The 20,605-nt window shown below is 65.1% G+C and carries 23 protein-coding genes, 1 tRNA gene and 1 pseudogene; 10 read left to right on the forward strand and 15 right to left on the reverse strand.

Going from position 1 to position 20,605, the window contains the following annotated elements; genetic code table 11:
- Positions 1 to 9 precede the first annotated feature (9 nt).
- Entirely contained in the window at positions 10 to 780 is a 771-nt protein-coding gene (locus A5652_RS16695) for an SDR family NAD(P)-dependent oxidoreductase (RefSeq protein ID WP_067353568.1), read from the reverse strand.
- 679 nt (positions 781 to 1,459) lie between these two features.
- Positions 1,460 to 1,783 carry a GNAT family N-acetyltransferase gene (locus A5652_RS16700; RefSeq protein ID WP_232001218.1) on the reverse strand — a complete coding sequence of 108 codons (324 nt, stop codon included), beginning with the start codon at positions 1,781 to 1,783 and terminating at the stop codon, positions 1,460 to 1,462.
- Between the two features lie 361 nt (positions 1,784 to 2,144).
- Between A5652_RS16700 and A5652_RS16705 the strand changes: the two genes are divergently transcribed.
- A complete protein-coding gene (locus A5652_RS16705) occupies positions 2,145 to 2,846 on the forward strand; it encodes a M15 family metallopeptidase (protein WP_082983952.1) in 702 nt (233 codons plus the stop codon).
- Between the two features lie 24 nt (positions 2,847 to 2,870).
- Here the strand turns inward: A5652_RS16705 and A5652_RS16710 are convergent, their stop codons facing one another.
- From A5652_RS16710 to pgm, 5 genes are all read right to left on the reverse strand, one after another.
- Entirely contained in the window at positions 2,871 to 4,430 is a 1,560-nt protein-coding gene (locus A5652_RS16710) for a serine hydrolase domain-containing protein (RefSeq protein WP_369805810.1), read from the reverse strand.
- A 323-nt stretch (positions 4,431 to 4,753) separates the two neighbouring features.
- Positions 4,754 to 5,818, reverse strand: coding sequence for an NlpC/P60 family protein (locus tag A5652_RS16715; protein ID WP_067353575.1), 1,065 nt, complete (start codon positions 5,816 to 5,818; stop codon positions 4,754 to 4,756).
- A gap of 414 nt (positions 5,819 to 6,232) precedes the next feature.
- Positions 6,233 to 6,305: transfer RNA gene (locus tag A5652_RS16720), tRNA-Ala, on the reverse strand.
- A gap of 43 nt (positions 6,306 to 6,348) precedes the next feature.
- Positions 6,349 to 7,620 (reverse strand): MFS transporter, encoded by a 1,272-nt coding sequence (locus A5652_RS16725; RefSeq protein WP_156745386.1) that lies wholly within the window; start codon positions 7,618 to 7,620, stop codon positions 6,349 to 6,351.
- 2 nt (positions 7,621 to 7,622) lie between these two features.
- Positions 7,623 to 9,254 (reverse strand): phosphoglucomutase (alpha-D-glucose-1,6-bisphosphate-dependent), encoded by a 1,632-nt coding sequence (gene pgm, locus A5652_RS16730; protein ID WP_067353578.1) that lies wholly within the window; start codon positions 9,252 to 9,254, stop codon positions 7,623 to 7,625.
- A gap of 101 nt (positions 9,255 to 9,355) precedes the next feature.
- On the opposite strand from pgm, the gene crcB (A5652_RS16735) reads away from it, so the two are divergent.
- Positions 9,356 to 9,754: a fluoride efflux transporter CrcB gene (gene crcB / locus A5652_RS16735; protein ID WP_067353580.1), complete on the forward strand. Its 399-nt coding sequence runs from the start codon at positions 9,356 to 9,358 to the stop codon at positions 9,752 to 9,754.
- A gap of 8 nt (positions 9,755 to 9,762) precedes the next feature.
- Positions 9,763 to 10,134 carry a fluoride efflux transporter CrcB gene (crcB, locus tag A5652_RS16740; protein ID WP_067353642.1) on the forward strand — a complete coding sequence of 124 codons (372 nt, stop codon included), beginning with the start codon at positions 9,763 to 9,765 and terminating at the stop codon, positions 10,132 to 10,134.
- Positions 10,135 to 10,144: 10 nt separating this feature from the next.
- Here the strand turns inward: crcB (A5652_RS16740) and A5652_RS16745 are convergent, their stop codons facing one another.
- From A5652_RS16745 to A5652_RS16755, 3 genes are read right to left on the reverse strand one after another with little or no spacing between them, the layout of a single operon-like run.
- A complete protein-coding gene (locus A5652_RS16745; protein WP_067353583.1) occupies positions 10,145 to 10,771 on the reverse strand; it encodes a GNAT family N-acetyltransferase in 627 nt (208 codons plus the stop codon).
- A gap of 40 nt (positions 10,772 to 10,811) precedes the next feature.
- Complete coding sequence (locus A5652_RS16750; RefSeq protein WP_067353586.1) at positions 10,812 to 11,168, reverse strand: DUF488 domain-containing protein; 357 nt, start codon at positions 11,166 to 11,168, stop codon at positions 10,812 to 10,814.
- 39 nt (positions 11,169 to 11,207) lie between these two features.
- A complete protein-coding gene (locus A5652_RS16755; RefSeq protein ID WP_067353590.1) occupies positions 11,208 to 12,131 on the reverse strand; it encodes a CoA ester lyase in 924 nt (307 codons plus the stop codon).
- A 314-nt stretch (positions 12,132 to 12,445) separates the two neighbouring features.
- On the opposite strand from A5652_RS16755, the gene A5652_RS16760 reads away from it, so the two are divergent.
- From A5652_RS16760 to A5652_RS16770, 3 genes are all read left to right on the forward strand, one after another.
- Complete coding sequence (locus A5652_RS16760; RefSeq protein ID WP_067353595.1) at positions 12,446 to 12,727, forward strand: WGxxGxxG family protein; 282 nt, start codon at positions 12,446 to 12,448, stop codon at positions 12,725 to 12,727.
- 242 nt (positions 12,728 to 12,969) lie between these two features.
- Positions 12,970 to 13,539, forward strand: coding sequence for a hemerythrin domain-containing protein (locus tag A5652_RS16765; RefSeq protein ID WP_067353598.1), 570 nt, complete (start codon positions 12,970 to 12,972; stop codon positions 13,537 to 13,539).
- Between the two features lie 40 nt (positions 13,540 to 13,579).
- On the forward strand, positions 13,580 to 15,055 hold the full coding sequence (locus A5652_RS16770) for a YdiU family protein (protein WP_067353601.1): 1,476 nt from the start codon (positions 13,580 to 13,582) through the stop codon (positions 15,053 to 15,055).
- A 2-nt stretch (positions 15,056 to 15,057) separates the two neighbouring features.
- On the opposite strand, the gene A5652_RS16775 is transcribed toward A5652_RS16770, so the two are convergent.
- Genes A5652_RS16775 through A5652_RS16790 form a run of 4 tightly spaced genes read right to left on the reverse strand, consistent with a single transcriptional unit; the run spans position 15,058 to position 17,313 of the window.
- On the reverse strand, positions 15,058 to 15,885 hold the full coding sequence (locus A5652_RS16775) for an LLM class F420-dependent oxidoreductase (RefSeq protein WP_067353604.1): 828 nt from the start codon (positions 15,883 to 15,885) through the stop codon (positions 15,058 to 15,060).
- A gap of 32 nt (positions 15,886 to 15,917) precedes the next feature.
- Entirely contained in the window at positions 15,918 to 16,370 is a 453-nt protein-coding gene (locus A5652_RS16780; RefSeq protein ID WP_067353608.1) for a DUF4267 domain-containing protein, read from the reverse strand.
- A 59-nt stretch (positions 16,371 to 16,429) separates the two neighbouring features.
- Positions 16,430 to 16,702 (reverse strand): hypothetical protein, encoded by a 273-nt coding sequence (locus A5652_RS16785; protein WP_067353611.1) that lies wholly within the window; start codon positions 16,700 to 16,702, stop codon positions 16,430 to 16,432.
- Between the two features lie 14 nt (positions 16,703 to 16,716).
- Positions 16,717 to 17,313: a TetR/AcrR family transcriptional regulator gene (locus tag A5652_RS16790; protein ID WP_067353614.1), complete on the reverse strand. Its 597-nt coding sequence runs from the start codon at positions 17,311 to 17,313 to the stop codon at positions 16,717 to 16,719.
- A gap of 98 nt (positions 17,314 to 17,411) precedes the next feature.
- Here A5652_RS16790 and A5652_RS16795 point away from each other — a divergent pair, with 98 nt between their 5' ends.
- The 3 genes from A5652_RS16795 (at position 17,412) to A5652_RS16805 (ending at position 19,600) form a co-directional block, all read left to right on the forward strand.
- On the forward strand, positions 17,412 to 18,416 hold the full coding sequence (locus A5652_RS16795) for an oxygenase MpaB family protein (protein ID WP_067353617.1): 1,005 nt from the start codon (positions 17,412 to 17,414) through the stop codon (positions 18,414 to 18,416).
- A gap of 72 nt (positions 18,417 to 18,488) precedes the next feature.
- On the forward strand, positions 18,489 to 18,992 hold the full coding sequence (locus A5652_RS16800; protein WP_067353620.1) for an RNA polymerase sigma factor: 504 nt from the start codon (positions 18,489 to 18,491) through the stop codon (positions 18,990 to 18,992).
- Complete coding sequence (locus tag A5652_RS16805; protein WP_067353624.1) at positions 18,989 to 19,600, forward strand: methylated-DNA--[protein]-cysteine S-methyltransferase; 612 nt, start codon at positions 18,989 to 18,991, stop codon at positions 19,598 to 19,600. Before A5652_RS16800 ends, A5652_RS16805 begins: the two co-directional genes overlap by 4 nt.
- Before the next feature lie 45 nt (positions 19,601 to 19,645).
- Here the strand turns inward: A5652_RS16805 and A5652_RS16810 are convergent, their stop codons facing one another.
- Entirely contained in the window at positions 19,646 to 20,044 is a 399-nt protein-coding gene (locus A5652_RS16810) for a DUF732 domain-containing protein (RefSeq protein ID WP_197513980.1), read from the reverse strand.
- Between the two features lie 173 nt (positions 20,045 to 20,217).
- On the opposite strand from A5652_RS16810, the pseudogene A5652_RS26930 reads away from it, so the two are divergent.
- A pseudogene (locus tag A5652_RS26930) lies at positions 20,218 to 20,433 on the forward strand (phospholipase); the annotation flags it as partial.
- Positions 20,434 to 20,605 lie beyond the last annotated feature (172 nt).

Raw genomic sequence — 20,605 nt, forward strand, 5'->3', positions numbered from 1 at the left:
GTTGTCGCGTTAATTGCGTCCGGCCATGATGCCGCCGTCGACATTGAGAATCGCCCCGGTTACCCAACTGGCCTCATCCGACAGCAGATACGTGACGGCGTTGGCGACGTCGGCAGGAGTGCCGACTCGTCCCAGCGGATGAAGCGGCGCGAATGTGGCAAGCGTGGCGTCGATCTCGTCCTTGGGGATGAACTTCTCGTAGAGCGGGGTCTTGACGACGGCCGGTGCCACCGCGTTGACGCGAATCTTATGCTCGGCGAGCTCGATGGCCAGGTTATGGGTCAGCGCATGCAGCCCGGCCTTTTGCATCGAGTATGCCGACGATGGAGTCAGACCGATCGCCTGATGTGCCCACATGCTGCCGATGTTGACGATCGAGCCGCCCTCACCGCGGGCGATCATGCCCCCAACGACGGACTGCGTCAGGAAGAACAAGGCGTAGTTCAACTCCATGTACGAGTCGTAGGTCAGCGCGTCGTACTCCAGGAACGCCTTGGGCACAAAGAATCCGGCCGCGTTCACCAACAGTGTCGCATCGCCGTGCTGCTCAGCAAGCGCGCGCTGAACATCGGCGACCGCAGCGCGATCCGTCAGCTCGGCAGTGATACCCCAGGCCTCGCCGCCCCCGCCGCTCAATTCGGTCACGGTGTCATCAACACGGTCCTTCGACCGGCCGACTATCACTGCGCTGCCGCCGTGGCGCACGACATCAACGGCGACCTGCCGGCCCATACCGGCGCTGCCTCCGACGACGATGACCTTCTTTGAATCGAAGTGCATGGTGAGACCCTTCTGCTGACTCCTGTGGGCCCTTGCCCAGCAAGAAAAGTTGTAGCCATGACGACGACATCGGGCGCCGTGGATGCCGACGTTGAACTGGCATTAGTCTTCTGGCCGGTGGGGTGAGCTGTCATCACCCCGGCTCTGTTTCACCCGGGTGAGTCCTGGCGCCTGGCGGAGGACCTATGACACTCAATGCGCGGCCGGTGTTCGTTGTTCACCACGAGCAACACCGCTTCGCCGCATCCAACCGGGTTGGGGGCCCCCGGAAAATACTCAGCAGCCTCGCTGAATAGCCCAGGCGCATTGAGTAATTCGAGACTGCATTGCCCTCCGACGTCTCGCGACGCTTGGCCACCGGGTGGCTAGCCTTGTATGCTGACGGCCAGCTGTGAGCCACTGACCGTGGCGGCTTTGCCGTACCCGATCCTGAGTCACCGCGGAAACTGCCCGGCCACAAGCAACTTCGCGGCGCAGCTGATGATACGGTCACCCATTGCCCGCCCACGACTTGTCATTGGAGCCCCTGGTCTGCATCCTTCTCCGACATGTCACCACTTACCGCGTCGCTCGCCTATGTGGGATTCGCACCCCACTGGGGTATTTGACATGCAGGTGTCCACTGGTGGGTCACCTGCCCTAGTGATGTCTCGCTTAGGCCCTACGGCTAGGGGTAGGGCTAGTTGCGATCCTGCGCCGGGGCACAGGCCGGCTCTGGCAAATCCAAATCCGCCTTGCTCAGCCGGTAGACCTCAAGCGTCAGGTTGTAATACTTGTCGGTCTCACCGACCCAGTCCATCCCCACTCGACGCGCCGTCGCAACCCCACGATGATTACCTGGCCGGACGACGGCGAAGACCTCATTGACACCAATATTTGTGAATGCCTGATGGGCAACCGCATGACCGGCTTCCGCGCCGTAGCCGTGACCCCACAACTTCGGTGCAACCAGCCAACCGATTTCGAGCTCGGTGCAACCGGGTGGAAGTGGAAGCAGTGCCACTCCTCCGATCAGTTCACCAGAGCCTCTATATCGGTGATCGCCCATCGGCCCTGGGGAATCTCCGCTGCGTTGCTCTCGGCGACCCATGTGCGCAAAACCTGCCGCATCTGCTCGTGATCGGTGATCAACGGCAACGCCGGCGCTCAATTCTGGCGACCGCCCAGACAACCAGGCATCCACAGCGCCGGGCGCCATGCGGACAAAAGCCTCCTCGCCCTGCATGACGCGGGACCCGGTAGCGTTAGCACCGCACTTGTCGAGGGAAACCGCTTATGGCGGCGGTCTTGTAGGGATGGAAGCAAGCGGTGAGGACTCATCCCAATTGACGTCCTTTAACCGGCGCGGCGCCGTGCTGGCGGAAATGCTGACAGCGGTTGTGGTACTCGTGCAGTGCACCGCTGCGACGCCACCTCCTGCGACGCCACCTCCTGCGGCCACACCGTCATCGTCTGCTACACCGTCTTCGTCGGGCGCGGCGGCGCCGTCGGCCAGCGCGCCGCCGGCACCCGATCCGACGGTGGAGCCGGTCACCGCCGCCGAACTCGGCGCGACCTGGCGGCCGGGTTGCCCCGTCGAGCCGGGGCGGCTGCGCAGGGTCAACGTCGACCACCTCGGTTTCGACGGCCAGACCCACCGCGGCGAACTGATCGTGCATGAAGACCTGGTGCCGGACGTGATCGCGATATTCGAGCAGCTTTACCGACTGGGCTACCCCGTCGAGAAGATCCGCACCGTCGACCACTACGCGGACGCTGATGATGAGTTATCCATGGAGGACAACAACACTTCGGCGTTCAACTGCCGAACCATCCCAGGAACCGACGAATGGTCTCCACATGCTTACGGTCGGGCTATCGATATCAATACGCTGCTCAACCCGTGCCTCTACGCCAGCGGGTATTTCGAACCGCAGAACGCCGAGGCCTACCTGGACCGCAGCCGCACCGACCCGGGGCTTTTACACAGTGGCGACCCGGCCGTGCGCGCCTTTACAGATCGTGGCTGGCGGTGGGGTGGCGACTGGGCGGCTCCCTTCGACTACCAACACTTCGAGCGGCCCTGAGCTCATGGCCGATGACGCACGGCCCTAGAGGTGCAGGGCCTGCGCTGTCGCCGTAGCCACCGCACCTCGCAGATCCGAGATCGGTGTACTGCCTCGCACCTGGATTGCGTTCGTCAGCAGTACTACGTAGGTATCTGAGCGTGGATCTAGCCAAAACGAGGTTCCGGTAAAGCCGGTATGGCCAAAGCTACCGATCGGAAAGACCATGCCTCGCGGCGAGGAAAGCCAGGTATCAATATCCCAGCCGAAACCGCGCAGGTTTTGTCCATTGATCGCCGGATAGTGCGGCGCGAGTAGCGGATACGCTCTGTTTGGTGTCTTAGCGATGGCCGCTCGAGTTGCATTATTCGCTGCTTGGATTTGCTCGGCTGTGTGGCCCGGTTGCTGGGGGGTCGTCATCAATTGCAGAGTCGCTTGCTGCAGCGGAAAGTCGCTCGGCCGACCCGCAAGTCGATCAAGCAAGGCCTGCGCAAAGATGCCGGTGTCGGCCGCCGTCGAGAACACACCGGCATGCCCGGCCACTCCACCCATGCGGCGCGACGTCATGTCGTGCACGGTCCCCCGGAGCAGATAACCATAATCGGGGTTCTTGCTCGGGTCGGCCCTGTTTTCTTCGTCAACCGCCGTCGGTGCGATGCGCGGCAACAGACTGACGTTCCAGCTGCCTGCAGCACAAGCCACCGACTCGCGCCCCGTGGGCGCCCGGGCAATCGCAGCCCCTCTTACCTGGTAGGTGCCACACGCTTTGGCTAAGGGAAGATAGCGGGTATCTGCCATGCCAAGCGGCGCAAATACGTTTTGCTGAACGTAAAAATCCAGGGCATCGCCGGTGACGTTCTCAATCAGCGCGCCGAGCAGGATGTAGTTGATGTCGGAATAGTGGAAAACCTCACCGGGACCAGATTCCAGCGGTGTGGTGAGCGCACGATGGATGCCTTCTGTTTTATCGACTGCCTCCAGTCCCCACGGATCTTTGAGGTCTACGTCATCCTTTTCTCCAGAAGTATGCGTAAGCAACATCCGAAGCGTCACCTTTGCACGCTGTGGATCGCCTGCCGGGTTGAAGTCAGGCAAATACTTCTGGACGGGATCGTCGAACGCAACCTTGCCTTGTTCGTAAAGCTGCATGACGGCAGTCGCGGTTGCGAGGCATTTCGTCAACGACGCCATGTCGAAGATCGTGTCCTCGGTCATTGGCTCTGCAGGGGCGGGCGATCCGTCTAGCCCCTGTTCGCCTGCAAGCTTGCGCAGGCCATAAGCCCGGTGGAAGACGATCTGGCCACCGTGCCCGATCGCAACCACTGCACCCGGCATCCGATGCGCCGCAATCGCATCATTGATCAGCGTGGAGACTGCTGCGAAGTCAACTGTGGGAGCCGCGTCCGGCGCCTGCGTTGTCCGAGCGCTTGTGGGAGCCGCATGCGGCGCCTGCGTTGCCCGTTCGCTGTCGCTTACTGCTGTGCGCGCCGCATTGCGATGTGAGCAAGCCGCAGCGAGTGCAAGCAAGACAGATCCAACAGCAATGGCCTTTCGCGCAGATGGCTTACCGAACATTAACCGCTCCGGGTTTGACGCCAGCTTCATGGTTAAGACATCTACGGTCCAGGCTATGTGACCGTGGCGGTCCGCGGTCATGATCTGCCGGAAAATGGCGACTTCTACTGGAAACCCGGCATATTCCGTCGTATTGCTGGACCCTGCGCAGTGGGAGAGCGCAAATGGACTGACTACGACGGTCGCCGCCGCGCACGCAGCTGCTGGGCATAGGGCAACGGTTGATAGGGCTCTGACCCACGATGACCGCACGATAGGCAACCGCCGGGGTATGAATCCGCCATTGCAAATCCCGCCAACCGGATGGCGAAGATGGTCGCGTCGGACGATTGCCGGTAGGAGGCATTGGTCTATCACCGCGACTGGTCGAGGTAGCGGCGCGCGCCCCAGTAGTCTGCGTCCAGTCGAACCGGGGTGATGCGCACTGGTGCCGTCTTGTCGAATGCCTCGATCATTTCGCCGTTCCCGGAATACATCGCCACGTGGTAGATCGCGTCGGGATTGTCGGGGTCCCTGCTGCCGTGCGAGTAGAAGAGTAGATCGCCGGGTTGCAACGCGGATGTGTCGACCGGGCGCCCCCGGCTGTCGGCGGCTTGCGGGCCGGCATCGCGCGGCAGGGTAACGCCGTACACCTGGTAGATGGTGGAGGTGAAACCGGAGCAATCGAACCCGAAGCCGGCACGTCCGCCCCACAGGTAGGGGACGTTCACGAACCCGGCGGCGTACCGGACCAAATCCGCTCCGGTCGGATGCGGTATGTCCGTGGGCTTTTCGTAGACCGCCACCGCTCGGGCATCCAGCCACTTCGGACCGCGATCGGGGGTGGCCACCTGAACGGCCTTGTCGGTGCGGCTCAGGACGGGAAGCCTGGTGTTTGTACTGATCTCGAGGTTCTGATCGGCGAGTCCGGACTCGCCGTATAGCCAGGTGGTGATGCCGTGATCGGCCAGCGCGAAGGGAGCCTGTTCCTTCAGCGCGCCGTAGCCCGGGTCGGTCGTCAACTGGGCCTTGGGAATCCAGCCGGGATAGCCCAGGGAGTCCTTCGGTGTCGGCTGGCCGGGGACCAGGACCTCGTCCCAGTCGCCCTGCTCCCCCACCACAAAGACGCGGTCGCCGAAGAGGGCCTGCGTGTGGTTGAGATTGTCCGCGGTAAGCGCTTCCTGCTGGGCCAGCGTCATGTCCGACAGCCAGCCGCGAATATCGACCGGATTTGTCAGGGCGGAATGGTCGACTGGACGCGGGCTCTGCGGCGTCGCCCACACCGTGGCCACCGAAACGGCGACATAAGCGCTGCGCGCCTCCGACGATCCGGAGAGGTTGGCAGGGTCAGCGGTTACGGATACTGCCACCAGCCCCGTGGACAAGACACCGGTTGACAAAACACCGGCAAGCACTGTTCGGGTGGCCGCGACGAACATGTCCGTCGACGTTATCGGAGCCGTGCTGGTGTGTCCGGTCGGCGCGCTGGAACACGTCGCAGGCAAGGACGTCGATGGCGTCGGACACCCGCACCGGGGTGATTTGGGCTCGACGGCAAGCGTCGTTAGGAGACACCTTGAAGTAGTTCGACTTCTGCGCTCCTGCCCATTTCCTAAGGAGAAACTGTGCCCGCGACAGTCACCGACATCACAACCCCCCAACATTGGGTAGGACGAGGTGACTGAGATGAGAGCCGATCGGTTGTCACAGCCGGGCAGCGCGGCATAACGGGCCGCGACCACCCCGCACACGCCACGGTGGTGCGGCGTCCGGTAATGGTGGTGGACGTCCTGTCCCCTACGGCCCCTGGCAGCAAAGAACCCGAGGCCATGTGGTCTCGGGTTTGCTTCCGGTGGAGCTAAGGGGACTCGAACCCCTGACCCCCACACTGCCAGTGTGGTGCGCTACCAGCTGCGCCATAGCCCCAAGAAGTCGTGCCCATCGAAGCTACACCACCGTTAACCGTCCTTCAAAGTTGCTGCTCAGGCAGGTTCGCCGTGTGCGGAGAAGGCAACGGCTCGGGTTGCGGGTCGGGCACCGTTCGGGTTTCCGGCGCCGCAACCCAGCCAACGGCGGCGATCAGCAGAACTATCCCGCTGATGGTGAAGCCCCAGCTGTAGGTCAGCCGCTCCGCGACCCAACCGAGCGTCATCGAGCCGACGATGGCGCCCAGATCGGACATCATCTGCACCGCCGCCACCGGGCTGCCCGCACGCGCCTCGCTGCCCAGAATGTCGGCGACCGCGGCCTGCATCGGCGACATGTAGATCCCCGTCACCGCACCGACCACAATCGCGGCCGCCACAAACGCCGGCAACGACGACGCCGCGCCCAAGAAGACCGTCGCCACGCCGGACAACGCCAGGCCCACGATCATCAACGTGCGCCGTCCCATCCGGTCAGACAGGTAGCCACTGGGGATCATCGCCATCGCGTTGCCTCCGGCGAACGCCGCAAGCGCAATGCCGATGATGCCGACGCCGCGACCCATGACGTCGGTGATGAACAACGGGACCAGGGCAACGCGAAGGCCGAACGCCGACCAGCCGGTCGCGAAGTTGGCTCCCAGCGACGACCAATAGGCGCGGGACCGCATCGCCTCTCGCATCGTCACCTTCGACCGTGTCGGCGGCCCCGGCGCGGCCAGGGTCGAATTCCGCAGGCTGAAGAACAACACCGCCGCGACGCCCAGCAGGGCGAGGCCGTACACGATGAAAGGAGCAGTCAGGCCCCATCCGGCCGCCAGGGCGCCGACGGCCGGCCCGCCCACCGCGCCCACCATGAACGACGTGGTGAACAGGCCCGCGACCCGCCCCCGCGCATCGGGCGGGCTGATATGGATCATCAGCCCCAGCGCCGAGACGTAGAACATGGTCGACCCGATGCCGCTGATCACGCGGAAAGCCAGTAGTTGCCAGTAAGCCTGCGAAAACGCACACGCGGCGGTCGAGACCGCGACGATCAGCATGCCGCCGATGTAAATCCGCCGCTCCCCAAGCCGCTGGACCAGCTGGCCGCTGATCGGCGCAAAACACAGCCGGCTCAACGAAAAGACGGTGACCAAAAAAGTCACCGCCTTGATGCTGACCCCGAAGCTGCGGGCGAAGGATGGCAGCGCAGGCGAAATGACCCCGTAGCCCAGCGCGACCATGATGTTTGCCCAGCTCAGAATCCAGACTTCGCGCGGCAGGCGGCTAGAACGGAGCGCGCGCCCCTCCGTGCGGGCAAGCCGGAGGGAGATGGTCACCCAATGACTGTATTAACTACCTCGCGCGCGGTTTCCTGCACCTCCGCCAAGTGCTCAGGCCCGATGAACGATTCCGCGTAAATCTTGTACACGTCCTCGGTGCCCGACGGGCGCGCGGCGAACCACGCATTGGCCGTCGTCACCTTCAAGCCGCCCAGCGAGGCGCCGTTGCCCGGCGCGGCGGTCAGCTTCGCCGTGATCGGCTCCCCCGCCAATTCCGTGGCGGTCACCTGATCGGCGGACAGCTTCGCCAGCCGGGCCTTCTGGTCGCGGTCGGCAGGCGCGTCGACCCGCGCATAGAACGGCGTGCCGTATTCGGCGGTCAGCCGCTCATAGCGCTGGGACGGACTGAGTCCAGTGACCGCGAGAATCTCCGAAGCCAGCAGTGCCAGGATGATGCCGTCCTTGTCAGTGGTCCACACCGAGCCGTCGCGCCGCAGGAACGACGCCCCGGCCGACTCCTCGCCGCCGAAGCCGATGGTTCCGCCGATCAGACCGTCGACGAACCACTTGAATCCCACCGGCACCTCGATCAGTTTGCGGCCGATGCCGGCGACCACCCGGTCGATCATCGACGAGCTGACAACGGTCTTGCCGACGGCGATACCGCCCGGCCACGACGGCCGCTCGGTGTAGAGGTATTCGATGGCCACCGCGAGGTAATGGTTCGGGTTGAGCAGCCCCCCGTCGGGCGTCACGATGCCATGGCGGTCGGAGTCGGCGTCGTTGCCGGTGGCGATCTGGTAGCGGTCGCGGTTGGCGATGAGCCCCGCCATCGCGTCCGGCGAGCTGCAATCCATCCGGATCTTGCCGTCGTGGTCGAGTGTCATGAATCGCCAGGTCGCGTCGACGAGCGGATTCACCACGGTCAGATCCAGGCGATGCCGCTGGGCGATCTCACCCCAGTAGTCCACGCTGGCCCCTCCGAGCGGGTCGGCGCCGATGCGCACCCCGGCCTTGCGGATGGCATCGATGTCGACGACGTTGGGCAGGTCGTCGACGTAGTTGCCCAAGTAATCGTGCCGCTGCGCGGTCTGCAGCGCGCGAGCCAGCGGAATGCGTTTGACCCCCGCCCCGTCGCGCAGGATCTCGTTGGCGCGCTTGGCAATTGCGTTGGTTGCGTCGGTGTCGGCCGGGCCGCCGTTGGGCGGATTGTATTTGAAGCCGCCGTCAGGGGGCGGGTTGTGCGACGGCGTCACGACAATTCCGTCGGCCAACGCCTCGGTGCGGCCGCGGTTGTAGGACAGGATGGCGTGGCTGACCGCGGGTGTCGGCGTGTACCGATCGCGGGAGTCGATCATGGCAACAACGTCGTTGGCGGCCAGCACCTCCAGCGCAGACACCCAGGCCGGCTCGGACAGGCCGTGGGTGTCGCGGCCGATGAACAACGGGCCCGTCGTGCCGTGCGCGGCGCGGTACTCGACGATGGCCTGGGTGATCGCCAGGATGTGAGCCTCGTTGAACGCGCCATTGAGTGCTGACCCGCGGTGTCCCGACGTGCCGAAAGCGACCTGTTGCGCGACATCACCGGGGTCGGGCTGAATCGAGTAATACGCCGTCACCAGGTGGGGCAGATCGACGAGGTCTTCGGGCTGGGCCGGCTGACCGGCGCGTGGGTTGGCCACCATGGGTATCAATTCTGCCCGTGTTCGCGGCCCCCCGGGCTGCGCCGGTCTGGACGTCGGCCATACGCTGCGTAGCGCAGCGGCAAACGAAGGGAATCCACCCGGTGGCTCAACCGGACTATCGCGAATTGGCCGCGGTGTTTGCCGGTGGGGCGCTGGGCTCCGTGGCCCGTGCCGCGCTTAGCACGCTGGCCGGCGGCGACCCGGCGAGCTGGCCATGGGCCACGTTCACGGTCAACATCGTCGGAGCGTTTTTGGTGGGCTACTTCACCACCCGGCTACTGGAGCGGTTGCCGACGTCGAGCTATCGACGGCCCCTGCTCGGCACCGGATTGTGCGGAGGCTTAACGACTTTCTCGACGATGCAGGTCGAGACGCTGAAGATGATCGAACACGGCTACTGGGGGCTGGCCGTCGGCTACACGGTCACCAGTATCGCGTTGGGTCTGTTGGCGGTGCACCTTGCCACCAAGTTGGTGCGCCGGGTCCGGGTGCGCCGGTGACCGCCGCCATGGCGACAACGGCTCTGGTCTGGGTCGGCGTCGTGCTCATCGGCGGCGTCGGGTCGGTGCTGCGTTTCGTCATCGACCGCGCGGTGGCGCGCCGAGCATCGAGGCCGTTTCCGTTCGGCACTCTTGCCGTGAACATCAGCGGCGCAGCGCTTTTGGGTTTCCTCGGCGGCCTGGCGCTGAACAGGGAGGCCGCCCTGCTGGCCGGCACCGCCTTCGTCGGTGCCTACACCACGTTTTCCACTTGGATGCTCGAGACACAGCGTCTCGGCGAGGAACGCCGGCTGCGCGCCGCGCTGGCGAACATCGTGGTCAGCGTCCTGCTCGGCGAAGGGGCGGCGTTCATCGGGCAACAGATCGCACAGCAGCTGTGATCCGGCGCCGTCAGGTGTCGCGTTGACGCGGGATGTCGTCGGGAGTTCGGGGCAGCACATACAGCGCCATCCGCCGATTCGACATGTCATGCTCACCGAGGAACGCACAGCCGCCGCGTTCACAGAACTTGCGTGCCAACGCGTTGCGATGATCGGGATCGAACATGATGCGGCGACACCTCGGGTCGAGGGTGAAGATGCTGATCACCAAATACGGCAGCAGGTAACTGACGTGCCCGCGTTCGATGTAATCCAAATCAGCGACCGCGACATGCAGTCCCAAATCGTTGGCGTCGTGCTCGTATCGACGAGCGATGGAATCCTTTGCTGCTCTGTATAATTCGATGTATCCCCGGTCCACCCCGTCCAGGGTGGCGATGAGCGGGCGCGAGAAAGCGCCCTCCAATTGCGCCTCGAGGTAACGATGCCACCGCGCCACCGGCCAGCTGGATTCCCATGCCTCGACCAGATGCGGCCGATTCATCCACTCCGAGACCATCTCGGCGTCGGCGTCCGGGTCCGCAACGCGCAGACCGTACGGCTCGGGCAATTCCGGGATGGGCGGCGGCGGGACGCTGCGGATCGCCTCGGGAAGGTCGGTCAGTTCCCGCGGAAGGATGGGTTCGGCGTTATTCATGTCAAACGGCGAGCCTACGACGCTGTCGGTCTAAGCCGATTCACCGGGGTTCGAGCAGCTTGGCCAGGACCGTCGCCTGACTGATGTCCAACTCACGGGTCGCGGTCACCAGCGTCACGGCTTTCCGTTTGGCGAGCATGCGCAGGTCTTCCAGCGCGGCACTGTCGCCCAGTTCGACCGTGTAGCGTGACGCGAATTCGTCGAACCGGTCCGGATCGTGGTGATACCACTCGCGGAGATCCTTCGACGGCGCGACGTCCTTGCACCAGATACCCACCCGCGGATCGTCTTTGCGCACTCCTCGCGGCCAGACCCGGTCGACCAGGACACGCTGCCCCTCGTCGGGGCTGACCTCGTCGTAGACCCGCGCCACCCGGACCCGCCTTTTGGCGCTCACACGCCCAGGGTAGCCGCGGAAGTGGCGGCGTCACCCGGCTCAGTAGTGATAGGTGTCCGAGGGTGCGGGCGAGTGATCACGATCTTCCTCGTCGATGTCCAACGCCTCGATGCCGTACGCGCGGGCCAGCTCCAGGATCTTGGTGGCCCGGGCGATGCGGGGCAGATCGGAGCCGTTGCGGATCTCTCCCCCGTCACGCTCGAACTCGACGAAAAACTCTTTCGCCCAAGAGATTTCGTCGTGTGAGGGCGACAATCCCTCGTTCACGACGGCGCATTGATCCGGGGTGAGGCAGATCTTGCCCGTCATCCCGAATTCCACGGAGACGGCGGTGGCCTCGATCAGCTTCAAAGCGTTGGAGCCGATGGTGGGCCCGTCGATCGCGCTGGGCAGACTGGCCGCCTTGGCGGCGATCGTGAAACGTGAGCGGGCATATGCGAGCGTGCCGGGGTCTTCTCCGAAACCGGTGTCGCGGCGGAAGTCGCCGATGCCAAAGGCGAGCCGGAAGGTACCCTTCGTCGCGGCGATCTCGGTGATGCGCTCGAGGCCCCGGGCGGTTTCGACCAGAGCGACGATCGGCACATCGGGCAGCCGCTTCGCGGTCTCGGTCACATGGTCGACCGATTCGACCATCGCCAGCATCACCCCGCCGACCGGGGTGGTGGCCAGGGCTGCGAGGTCGTCCGCCCACCACGGGGTGCCGAAGCCGTTGATGCGGACCCAGTCGGTATTCCCGGCGTTCAACCAGCGCACCACATTGTCGCGGGCGGCGTGCTTGTCCTTAGGCGCGACGGCATCCTCGATGTCGAGGACGACTATGTCGGCCCGCGATTGCGCCGCGGACTGGAACCGGTCGTCGTGTGCACCATTCACCAATAGCCAACTTCGGGCCAGAACAGGGTCGATGCGGAAGCCGACGACGTCATCGGACTCTGGCGCGCTGTTGTTGACCTGCTCGTACATGTCAGCTGATCTGTCGCCTTCTCGTGGTTGCGGTCCTGGGCTCCTTTACCGTAGCCCGACCGGGAAAGAACTCACGCCGGACGGTCGTCTCACCTCTCGTTTCGGCGCAAAAACCCCCGGAGCCGGGATGGCCAGCAAACGAAACAGTCACCGCCGACGAGTTTCCGCTCGGTTGGCGGGGGTAACACACACTTCGCCACGCTACGGCCATCGGTCGTGCGTCGGATCCTGCGGAGGCTAGAGCAACCTGGTCCCGAAATGCGTCTCGGTCACCCGCCTCTGGGATCGACCGATAAAACCCACGAGGAGTAGATATGCGTAGGGCTATAGCAATCGTTTCAGCCAGCGGGGCATTGTTGTTCGGTGGAGCGGGTGTCGCAAACGCCGCCAGCCCCAGTGCCCCCGCGCCGTCGTCAACGACGACGACTTTGGCGGACAACAACAACACCAGCAACGACCAAAAGAGCGACAACAACGGGCTGTGGGGCCTCGCCGGCCTCCTGGGCCTGGGCGGACTTGCCGGACTGATGCGCCGGAAGGACCACGTCGCCGGCACCGGCGTCGGACCGGCCGCCACCCGGGAGCGCGGCGTTTAACCCCGTCTCCTGACCCTCAGGTCCCCGTCAACCGCTACGCGGCTGACGGGGACCTGTCTGGGTGACCGACGCTGCTACACAAATACCTTGCGCCGCAGCGGATTTAGTAGTTTCGCCGGACGCGAAGAGCGCGGCGGCGAGCGCAGCGTCCGTTTGGCCCCTTGTGCAGCGGGTATGTCTCATCCAAGCCGTACACAGCCCACTGTGCGTCTCCCCTTTCCCCATCACAGGAGGTACCGGCGATGGCCGAGATGATTATCGAATCACCCGACGAAGTCGTCGCGTTCCTGAAAGCGCAGCACAACCTCATCGAGGACATGTTCGACCAGGTGCTGCACGCTACGGATCCCAAAGCGCGCGAGGAGCCGTTCACAACGTTGCGCCAGCTCCTGGCTGTCCACGAGACGGCCGAGGAAATGGTGGTGCATCCGCGCGTGCGGCGGGAGGACGATGATGCCGGCGACGCCATCGTCGACGCCCGCCTCAAAGAGGAGCACGAAGCCAAGGAACTGCTGTCGGCGATCGAAAAGCTCGACATCACCTCGAAAGAGTTCATCGTCGAGCTCGGCAAGTTGCGCGAAGCGGTGCTCGAGCACGCCCGGCACGAGGAGGACGAAGAGTTCCCCGTCTTGAAGAGCAAGGTAGACAACGACGACCTCAAGCGAATGGGGGCGGCGGTGCGCGCCGCTGAGGCGATCGCTCCGACCCGCCCGCATCCCGGCGTGGAGTCGGCGAAGCTCAACTTCGCGCTCGGGCCATTCGCGTCCATGCTCGACCGCGCCCGCGATCTCATCGGCAAAGCCCTCGGATAGCGCACCCAGCGCGCCTTCGAGTTTCCGTAGGCTCGATGAGATGAGCGTTGCCCCGGATACCACCGTTGCTCTCCAAAACCGGTTCTTTCGCGAATTGCCGGAGATGGCGGTCCGTTGGCAGGCGGAAACGTTCCCCGAATTGCGGCTGCTCGCGCTCAACGAGCCGCTGGCCGACACGCTGGGCCTCGACGCCGGCTGGCTGCGCGGCCCCGACGGGCTGCGCTTCTTGGTCGGCAACTCGGTACCCAGCGGCGCCACACCGGTGGCCCAGGCCTACGCCGGGCATCAGTTCGGCGGCTTCGTTCCCAGGTTGGGCGATGGGCGTGCGCTGCTGCTGGGCGAACTGGTCGACGGCGACGGGCGGCTGCGTGACATACACCTCAAGGGCTCCGGCGCCACGCCGTTCGCCCGTGGCGGCGACGGCCTGGCCGCGGTAGGCCCGATGCTGCGTGAATACCTCATCAGCGAGGCGATGCACGCCCTGGGCGTGCCGACGACGCGGTCGTTGGCCGTTGTAGGGACCGGAAGTCCGGTCCATCGCGAAGAAACACTGCCGGGTGCGGTGCTCACCCGCGTGGCCAGCAGTCATCTGCGGGTAGGCAGCTTCCAGTTCGCCGCGTCCACCGGCAACGAGGACCTACTGCGCCGCCTCGCAGACCACGCGATCGCGCGCCACCACCCCACTGCCGTCGAGGCGGAGAACCCGTATCTCGCCTTGTTCGAATCGGTGGTTGCCGTCCAGGCCTCGCTGATCGCCCAATGGATGCTGATCGGATTCGTCCACGGCGTGATGAACACCGACAACACCACCATCTCGGGCGAAACGATCGACTATGGACCGTGCGCCTTCATGGAGGCCTACGACCCCGACACGGTCTTCAGTTCCATCGACTTCTGGGGACGCTATGCCTACGGGAACCAACCGGTAGTCGTCGGCTGGAACCTCGCGCGCTTCGCCGAGACGCTGCTTCCGCTGCTCTCGGAGAACACGGAGGAGGCCATTGCGCTCGCGGAGCAGTCGTTCGTGGTGTTCCAAATCCGCTACGACGCCGTGTGGAGCTCTGGAATGCGCGCCAAACTCGGCTTGGCCGCCGACGTCGACGCCGAATTCGCCACGGTGCTCGTCGACGAGCTGCTCGCGCTGCTCAAGCAGAACCACGTCGACTACACATCGTTCTTCCGCCGGCTCGGCCACGCGGCGCGAGGAGATGCCAAATCCGATGCCGAACCCGTGCGCGGATTGTTCGCCGACCTCGCGGGCTTCGATGCGTGGCTGACGCGTTGGCGGGCCTTGGGTCCCGACGCCGACACGATGGATCGCACCAACCCGATCTACATTCCGCGTAACCATCTGGTCGAGGAGGCCCTGGCCGCCGCGACGGCCGGCGAGCTCGGCCCACTGCAACAGCTGCTCACCGCCGTCACCGAACCCTATGTGGAACGGCCAGGCCTCGAGCGCTACGCGGAGCCCGCCCCCGAAGACTTCGGCAAGTATCAAACCTTCTGCGGCACTTGACCCTACGACAGCTTGGCGAGCTCGGCCTGCAACCCGTCCAGGCGTTGTAGCGTCTCATCGCGAGGCTCCGTCGGCAAATCCACCAAAAGGTGTTCCACTCCCAAGTCGCGGTAACCCTCGAGTTCCTTCGCCGTCGGCTTGCCGCCGTGGAAGTGGATCACCGGCACGTCCTTGCCGGCCACGTCACGCAGTTGCTCGAGCGGAGAAGACAGATCCTCAGCCGATGCCGTCATGGACAGCCAGCCCGCGTTCAGCCGGGCGATGCGCTTGAAGCCCGCCGGTCCTCCCCCGAGATAAAGCGGTGGATGGGGCTGCTGGACCGGCTTGGGCCAACTGTAGATGGGGTCGAAGTTCACGAATTCGCCGTGATACTCCGCCTTTTCGCGCGTCCAGATCTCGATCGTCGCGTCAAGCCGCTCATCGACGACGCGGCCCCGGACCTTGGGGTCGACGCCGTGGTTGGCGATCTCCTCACGCAGCCAGCCGATACCCACACCGAATCGAAATCGCCCCTGCGACACCAGATCCAGCGATGCCACTTCTTTGGCCGTGTGGATCGGATCGCGCTGGGGAACCAGGGCGATCCCGGTGCCCAAGACGAGCCGCTCGGTGACGACCGCCGCGGCGGTCAGCGCCACAAACGGATCAAGCGTGCGGTAGTACTTCGGCGGAATCGGGCCACCACTCGGGTACGGGGTCTTGGTGTCGACCGGGATATGTGAATGCTCGGCGAGGAAGAGCGATTCAAATCCGCGCTGTTCGAGCGCCTTGCCCAGATCCACGGGACCAATGCCGTTGTCGGTAACAAATGTCAGCACGCCGAAACCCATGCTGCACAGTCAACAGCATCACCGCTCGCCTGTCAGCGCGAGCTTGTTCCGGCAGCTACTCGAATACCTGAGCCCACGGCGGCCGGTTCTTCGACCACCACCCCTTTGGTCCGGCGAGTGGTAGGACGGACCGCGCCCCAGAGACCGGTGGCGACGCCGACCGCGGCGCCGCCCAGTCCGATGATCTGCTGGGACGGCTTCAATTCGCTGTGCACGCTCATCCCGCCGACCAGGTCGGCCACGTCGGCGCCCGCAGAGGCCAGGAACCAGCCGCGCGTGTTCCTGCCCCGCAGGGCCGCCCCCGCGAGCAGGGCGCCGATCAGCGCGTCTCGATAGCCCATCGACCGCAACAGCAGTTGCGCCGTCGGCGTCGGGTCGTCGGGATCTCCCCACAGTTTGTTTGCCCGCAGAGGGTCGACGAGGAAGGAAACGCCGGAGGCGAATCGGATGGTGCCCGCTAGAAGGCCGAACCGGTCAATGGACATGGTCTTCAGAGCCTAGGAGCAAATCGTTCGATCGCGCACGTATTCCATCCGCAAGTCGCTCACGGCGCGGGGCAGGCATCGGCGAGCGGCAGCGCCGCCGGCCAGAGCACCGTGGCCACCCCGAAGGCCGCTGCGTCGGCACCGGTTGGCGCCACGGCTTCGATGCGCGCCTGGATTCGCTGGGTCTGCCCGGGGTGAAAAACCGTCCACGCGAACCCAATACACAGGTACGGGATCGTCAGCCACACCGCCAGTTCGATTAGCGCGCCGACGGTGACCTTGTGCCCAAGGATGCGCCGGACCGGGTCCATCGCGTGTTCGATTCCACTCATAACCGCACTCTCAGCTACCGCAGCACCAGCTTCAGAGCGTAGTCGACGACGACGTCCAGATCAGTGCCCAAATGCCCGGCGAGCCACTGCTGCGCCAGTTCGGCCATGGCGCCCGTGTATAGGGCCGCCGCGACCTCCGCGGCCACCGGATCGGAATCGGGGTTAAGGCGCCAACCTTCGGTCAGCACGCCCTCGCGCAGCATGTCCTGCGTGGCGCGGCGCCGGACGGCCAGCACCGGGTTGGTGCGCGCGTCGGTGAACAACACACGGCCGCGGCGCGGATCGGCCGACGAGAAGCCCAGCACCGCCGCAATGCCGGCCCGGGTCCGGGCACCCAGCGAATCCCCCGCCTGCTCGATGGCGGCCTCGATCACTTCGCCGAGCTGCTCGCTCACTCGGTCGTAGACGGCGCCGAGTAAATCGTCGGTGTCGCCGAAACTTTCGTAGAAATACCGCGTGTTCAGCCCACATTCCCGGCACACCGAACGCACCGAGACGGCCGCCTCACCGCCGCTGCCGAACAACCTGTAGGCAGCCTCCACCAGCAGCGCACGACGCTCGGCGCGGCGGTCCTTGAGCGGTATACCGGCCCACCGGGTGGGACTCGACATCCCTACAGCGTAAGTCGAGAACGCGCGGGTCTTGTCACACCTGTAGCCAAAACCTTATTCTGGTTACAGCCGTGACCAGAATCTCGAGGGAGTGTGCCGTGTTTCTGCCACACCAGATCGTCGGGCAGATGATCAACAAACGGTTGGACGACAACATGCGGCGGTACTTTTTCCGCGGCATGGAGTTCGCCGCGCCTGTCGGCGACCCGGGTTGGTTCGGTCCCGACAGCGCCGTGTGGCGGGTGCACTCGCACTTGCCCGCGCTGATCTTCGGGTTGCAGTGCGCCGCCTTCATGGAGACCCTGGACCCGTCGATCTACTGGATGGGCATGCACCACTCCCGACTGATCAAACGGGACAGCAACGGAAATCCGATATCGCGGGTGCCTCACATCGATCCCGAAGGCGCCGCGACACGTCTCGGCCACTCGGTGGCGTTCTTCATCGGCACGGCATACGGATCGACGGAAACCGCTGAGAGACTGGCTAAATCCGTGCGCTCGATGCACCACACCATCAAGGGCACCCGCCCCGACGGTGCCCGCTACGACGCCGACGACCCCGAGTGGCTGCGGTGGAACTATGCGACGGTCGTCTGGGGCCTGGCCACCGCGCACGAGCTATATCACCCAATGCCGTTGCGCGGCAAGGAACTTGATCGCTACTACGGTGAGTTCGTCCGGGTCGGGCATGCGCTGGGAGGCACTGACCTGCCGACCACCAAGGCCGAAACGCTCGAGTGTCTGGAGTCCTACTTACCGAAACTGGCTGTCACCTACGGCAAAGCGATGGGCACCGGCCCCAATGTCTCAATGCCGCAGGCGGCGGTCGACTGGGCAATCCGCGACACCATGCCGAAATGGGCCAAGCAGATGCTGCAGCACCGCGACTGCAACATCGTCGAACGTACCGCTCGTCGCACCGCTGTGTGGTCGATCATCAACGGGATCAACGCCGCTTCCGGTCCCACCCCGGAATTCCAGCAGGCCCAGGCCAGGGTCAAGGGGGGAACCACCGTCCCCCACACGGTGCCGGCGTACGTGCTCGGAAGCGATGAGGTTCGCAGCCGATCCGAGGTGGAACGCAGCTTCCAGTCGGTGTAGTCGCTCCCGCCGCCTCCGGTGCCCGACACTGAGGACATCTCACAAAGCCCCCCGGCGAAACGTCTACACAGCGTGATAGCCAAACGACCGTTTGAGGCGGTGGTCGTCGACCACGGCCGCACCGTATTGCGGGTGTGCCGCGCCATCATCGGGCCGGTCGACGCCGACGACGCCTGGTCGGAGACCTTTTTGGCCGCGCTGCGGGGCTACCCGGACCTGCCCGACGATGCCAACGTGGAGGCCTGGCTGGTCACCATCGCGCACCGCAAGGCCATCGACCTGACCCGGGCGCGGGCCCGACGCGCGGTGCCGACCGACGAGATCCCGGAAACTGCCGGCCCGATCGATCCCGGTGGGCACGACGACCTCGCCGACGCGCTCGCCCGGCTGCCCGCCAAGCAGAAGCAGGCTGTGGCTTACCACTATCTGGCCGGCCTGCCCTATGCCGAGGTCGCCGCCATCCTCGGCGGCAGCCCCGACGCCGCCCGGCGGGCCGCCGCCGACGGCGTCGCCACCCTCAGACGCACATACCCCGGCATCGCCGCCGGCACGACCGGCACAGGAGAACACCGATGAACGACGAACACGAGTTGACGCAAGACCTGGCGCAGGCCACCGACGCCACCGCCGACGACCTCGACGCACTGCACGCCCGGCTCGCCTCCGCCGCTCAATCCGTAGGCATCCTGGACATCGCCTACCGAGTCGTCGACGGCCCGGTCGGCGCCTTGCTCATCGCCGCGACCGAGCTCGGCCTGGTCCGCGTCGCCTACGCCAGCGAGGGCCACGACACCGTCCTGCAAAGCCTCGCCGACCGGATCAGTCCACGCATCCTGCTCGCACCCGGCCGCCTCGACACGGCCGCAAGGCAACTCGACGAGTACTTCGCCGGCGGGCGTCACGAATTCAGCGTGCCGCTGGACTGGCGGCTCTCGGCCGGATTCCGCAACACGGTGCTCCGTCAGCTGCCCGAGATCGGCTACGGCGACACCGCGAGCTACGCCGCGGTGGCCAGGCTGGCCGGCAATCCCAACGCGGTCCGCGCCGTGGGCAGTGCGTGTGCCACCAATCCGCTACCAATCGTGGTGCCCTGCCACCGCGTGGTGCGCAGCGACGGCGCGATGGGTGGCTATCTCGGGGGCGTGGAAGCCAAACGCATCCTGCTCACACTCGAGGCGGCGTAGGTCGGTTCGCGCGAATCCCGTTGCGGTACAACCCGATGCCGACCGCTAAACTACGCTCGGTGTGATGATGGGAGTGTCGATGATCGGCGGTGGCTGCGGCGTCGGCGCCGGCCGTGTCTGAGTGACTTGTTGTCCCAGGTGCTGGGGGCAGTAGGCGCTCGCCGCGATCATCGTGAATTGGGCGGCGCCGTCCACCGTGAAACCCGGATTACTGGACGACACGCTCTTGATGACCTCGACCTGGGGACTGCCCTCGTCCATCAGTTGGCAGGCCCTCTTACCCACCCCGACGGCGGCAGCCGGATCCTGATAGGTGATGCCGGCTTTGTTGAGCGCGGCGATGAAGCTCGCATCGGCTCCCGACGTGCCGACCGGGTCGGCGTACGCCGGCGCCGCCGTACCGATGAGTGCGGCACAGCCCGCAAGCATCACCACCGTTCGCATCGCTTCATCCTCATATAGATCCGCGCCCTTGTCCTGCCGACCCCTCAGCCCGTGCACAACCGGATAGTTGAGCCGCCGAGCGGCGATTACTCATGAATCCTGACACCCGCCCTCGATGTGGTACACAGTGGCTATGTCCGCGCTGTCCCATCAACATCGTTGAGAGCCCCGGCGTGCACGACGACCGACTTCTGAGCCCCGGCCAGACCTGCTGGCGCACGGCACGGGCCGACCAGTTCGCCGCCATCATCGACGCGGCCGATTACTTCAAGCACGTCAAAGCGGCGATGCTGCGCGCCCGCCATCGAATCATGCTGATCGGCTGGGACTTCGATTCCCGGGTGACGTTCGAGCGGGGCGCGAAGACACTTCCGGGGCCAAACCAGATGCCGTCGAAGGCCGGCAGCAGTCGCAGATTGGACTTCAGCAGGTGGATATCCAGACCCGACCGTTTCCACAGCATCCAGTAGAGGAACGCGCCCAGCTGGTTTGGCCCCGGAAGTGTCTTCGCGCCCCGCTCGAACGTCACCCGGGAATCGAAGTCCCAGCCGATCAGCATGC

Origin of the sequence: Mycobacterium sp. 1165178.9 (assembly GCF_001673555.1) — a bacterium.
In the GTDB taxonomy this organism is placed as follows: domain Bacteria; phylum Actinomycetota; class Actinomycetes; order Mycobacteriales; family Mycobacteriaceae; genus Mycobacterium.

Bases quoted from the DNA above. Each gene is read 5' to 3' on its own strand.
- A5652_RS16790 (WP_067353614.1), bottom strand. From the start codon at position 17,313: ATGTCGAGTCCCACCCGGTGGGCCGGTATACCGCTCAAGGACCGCCGC.
- A5652_RS16785 (WP_067353611.1), bottom strand. From the start codon at position 16,702: ATGAGTGGAATCGAACACGCGATGGACCCGGTCCGGCGCATCCTTGGG.
- A5652_RS16755 (WP_067353590.1), bottom strand. From the start codon at position 12,131: ATGTACGAGCAGGTCAACAACAGCGCGCCAGAGTCCGATGACGTCGTC.
- A5652_RS16745 (WP_067353583.1), bottom strand. From the start codon at position 10,771: ATGAATAACGCCGAACCCATCCTTCCGCGGGAACTGACCGACCTTCCC.
- A5652_RS16775 (WP_067353604.1), bottom strand. From the start codon at position 15,885: ATGGGTTTCGGCGTGCTGACATTTGTTACCGACAACGGCATTGGTCCC.
- A5652_RS16760 (WP_067353595.1), top strand. From the start codon at position 12,446: ATGCGTAGGGCTATAGCAATCGTTTCAGCCAGCGGGGCATTGTTGTTC.
- A5652_RS16810 (WP_197513980.1), bottom strand. From the start codon at position 20,044: ATGCGAACGGTGGTGATGCTTGCGGGCTGTGCCGCACTCATCGGTACG.
- A5652_RS16715 (WP_067353575.1), bottom strand. From the start codon at position 5,818: ATGTTCGTCGCGGCCACCCGAACAGTGCTTGCCGGTGTTTTGTCAACC.
- A5652_RS16695 (WP_067353568.1), bottom strand. From the start codon at position 780: ATGCACTTCGATTCAAAGAAGGTCATCGTCGTCGGAGGCAGCGCCGGT.
- crcB (WP_067353642.1), top strand. From the start codon at position 9,763: ATGGCGACAACGGCTCTGGTCTGGGTCGGCGTCGTGCTCATCGGCGGC.
- A5652_RS16780 (WP_067353608.1), bottom strand. From the start codon at position 16,370: ATGTCCATTGACCGGTTCGGCCTTCTAGCGGGCACCATCCGATTCGCC.
- pgm (WP_067353578.1), bottom strand. From the start codon at position 9,254: ATGGTGGCCAACCCACGCGCCGGTCAGCCGGCCCAGCCCGAAGACCTC.
- A5652_RS16765 (WP_067353598.1), top strand. From the start codon at position 12,970: ATGGCCGAGATGATTATCGAATCACCCGACGAAGTCGTCGCGTTCCTG.
- A5652_RS16705 (WP_082983952.1), top strand. From the start codon at position 2,145: ATGCTGACAGCGGTTGTGGTACTCGTGCAGTGCACCGCTGCGACGCCA.
- A5652_RS16770 (WP_067353601.1), top strand. From the start codon at position 13,580: ATGAGCGTTGCCCCGGATACCACCGTTGCTCTCCAAAACCGGTTCTTT.
- A5652_RS16710 (WP_369805810.1), bottom strand. From the start codon at position 4,430: ATGAAGCTGGCGTCAAACCCGGAGCGGTTAATGTTCGGTAAGCCATCT.
- A5652_RS16805 (WP_067353624.1), top strand. From the start codon at position 18,989: ATGAACGACGAACACGAGTTGACGCAAGACCTGGCGCAGGCCACCGAC.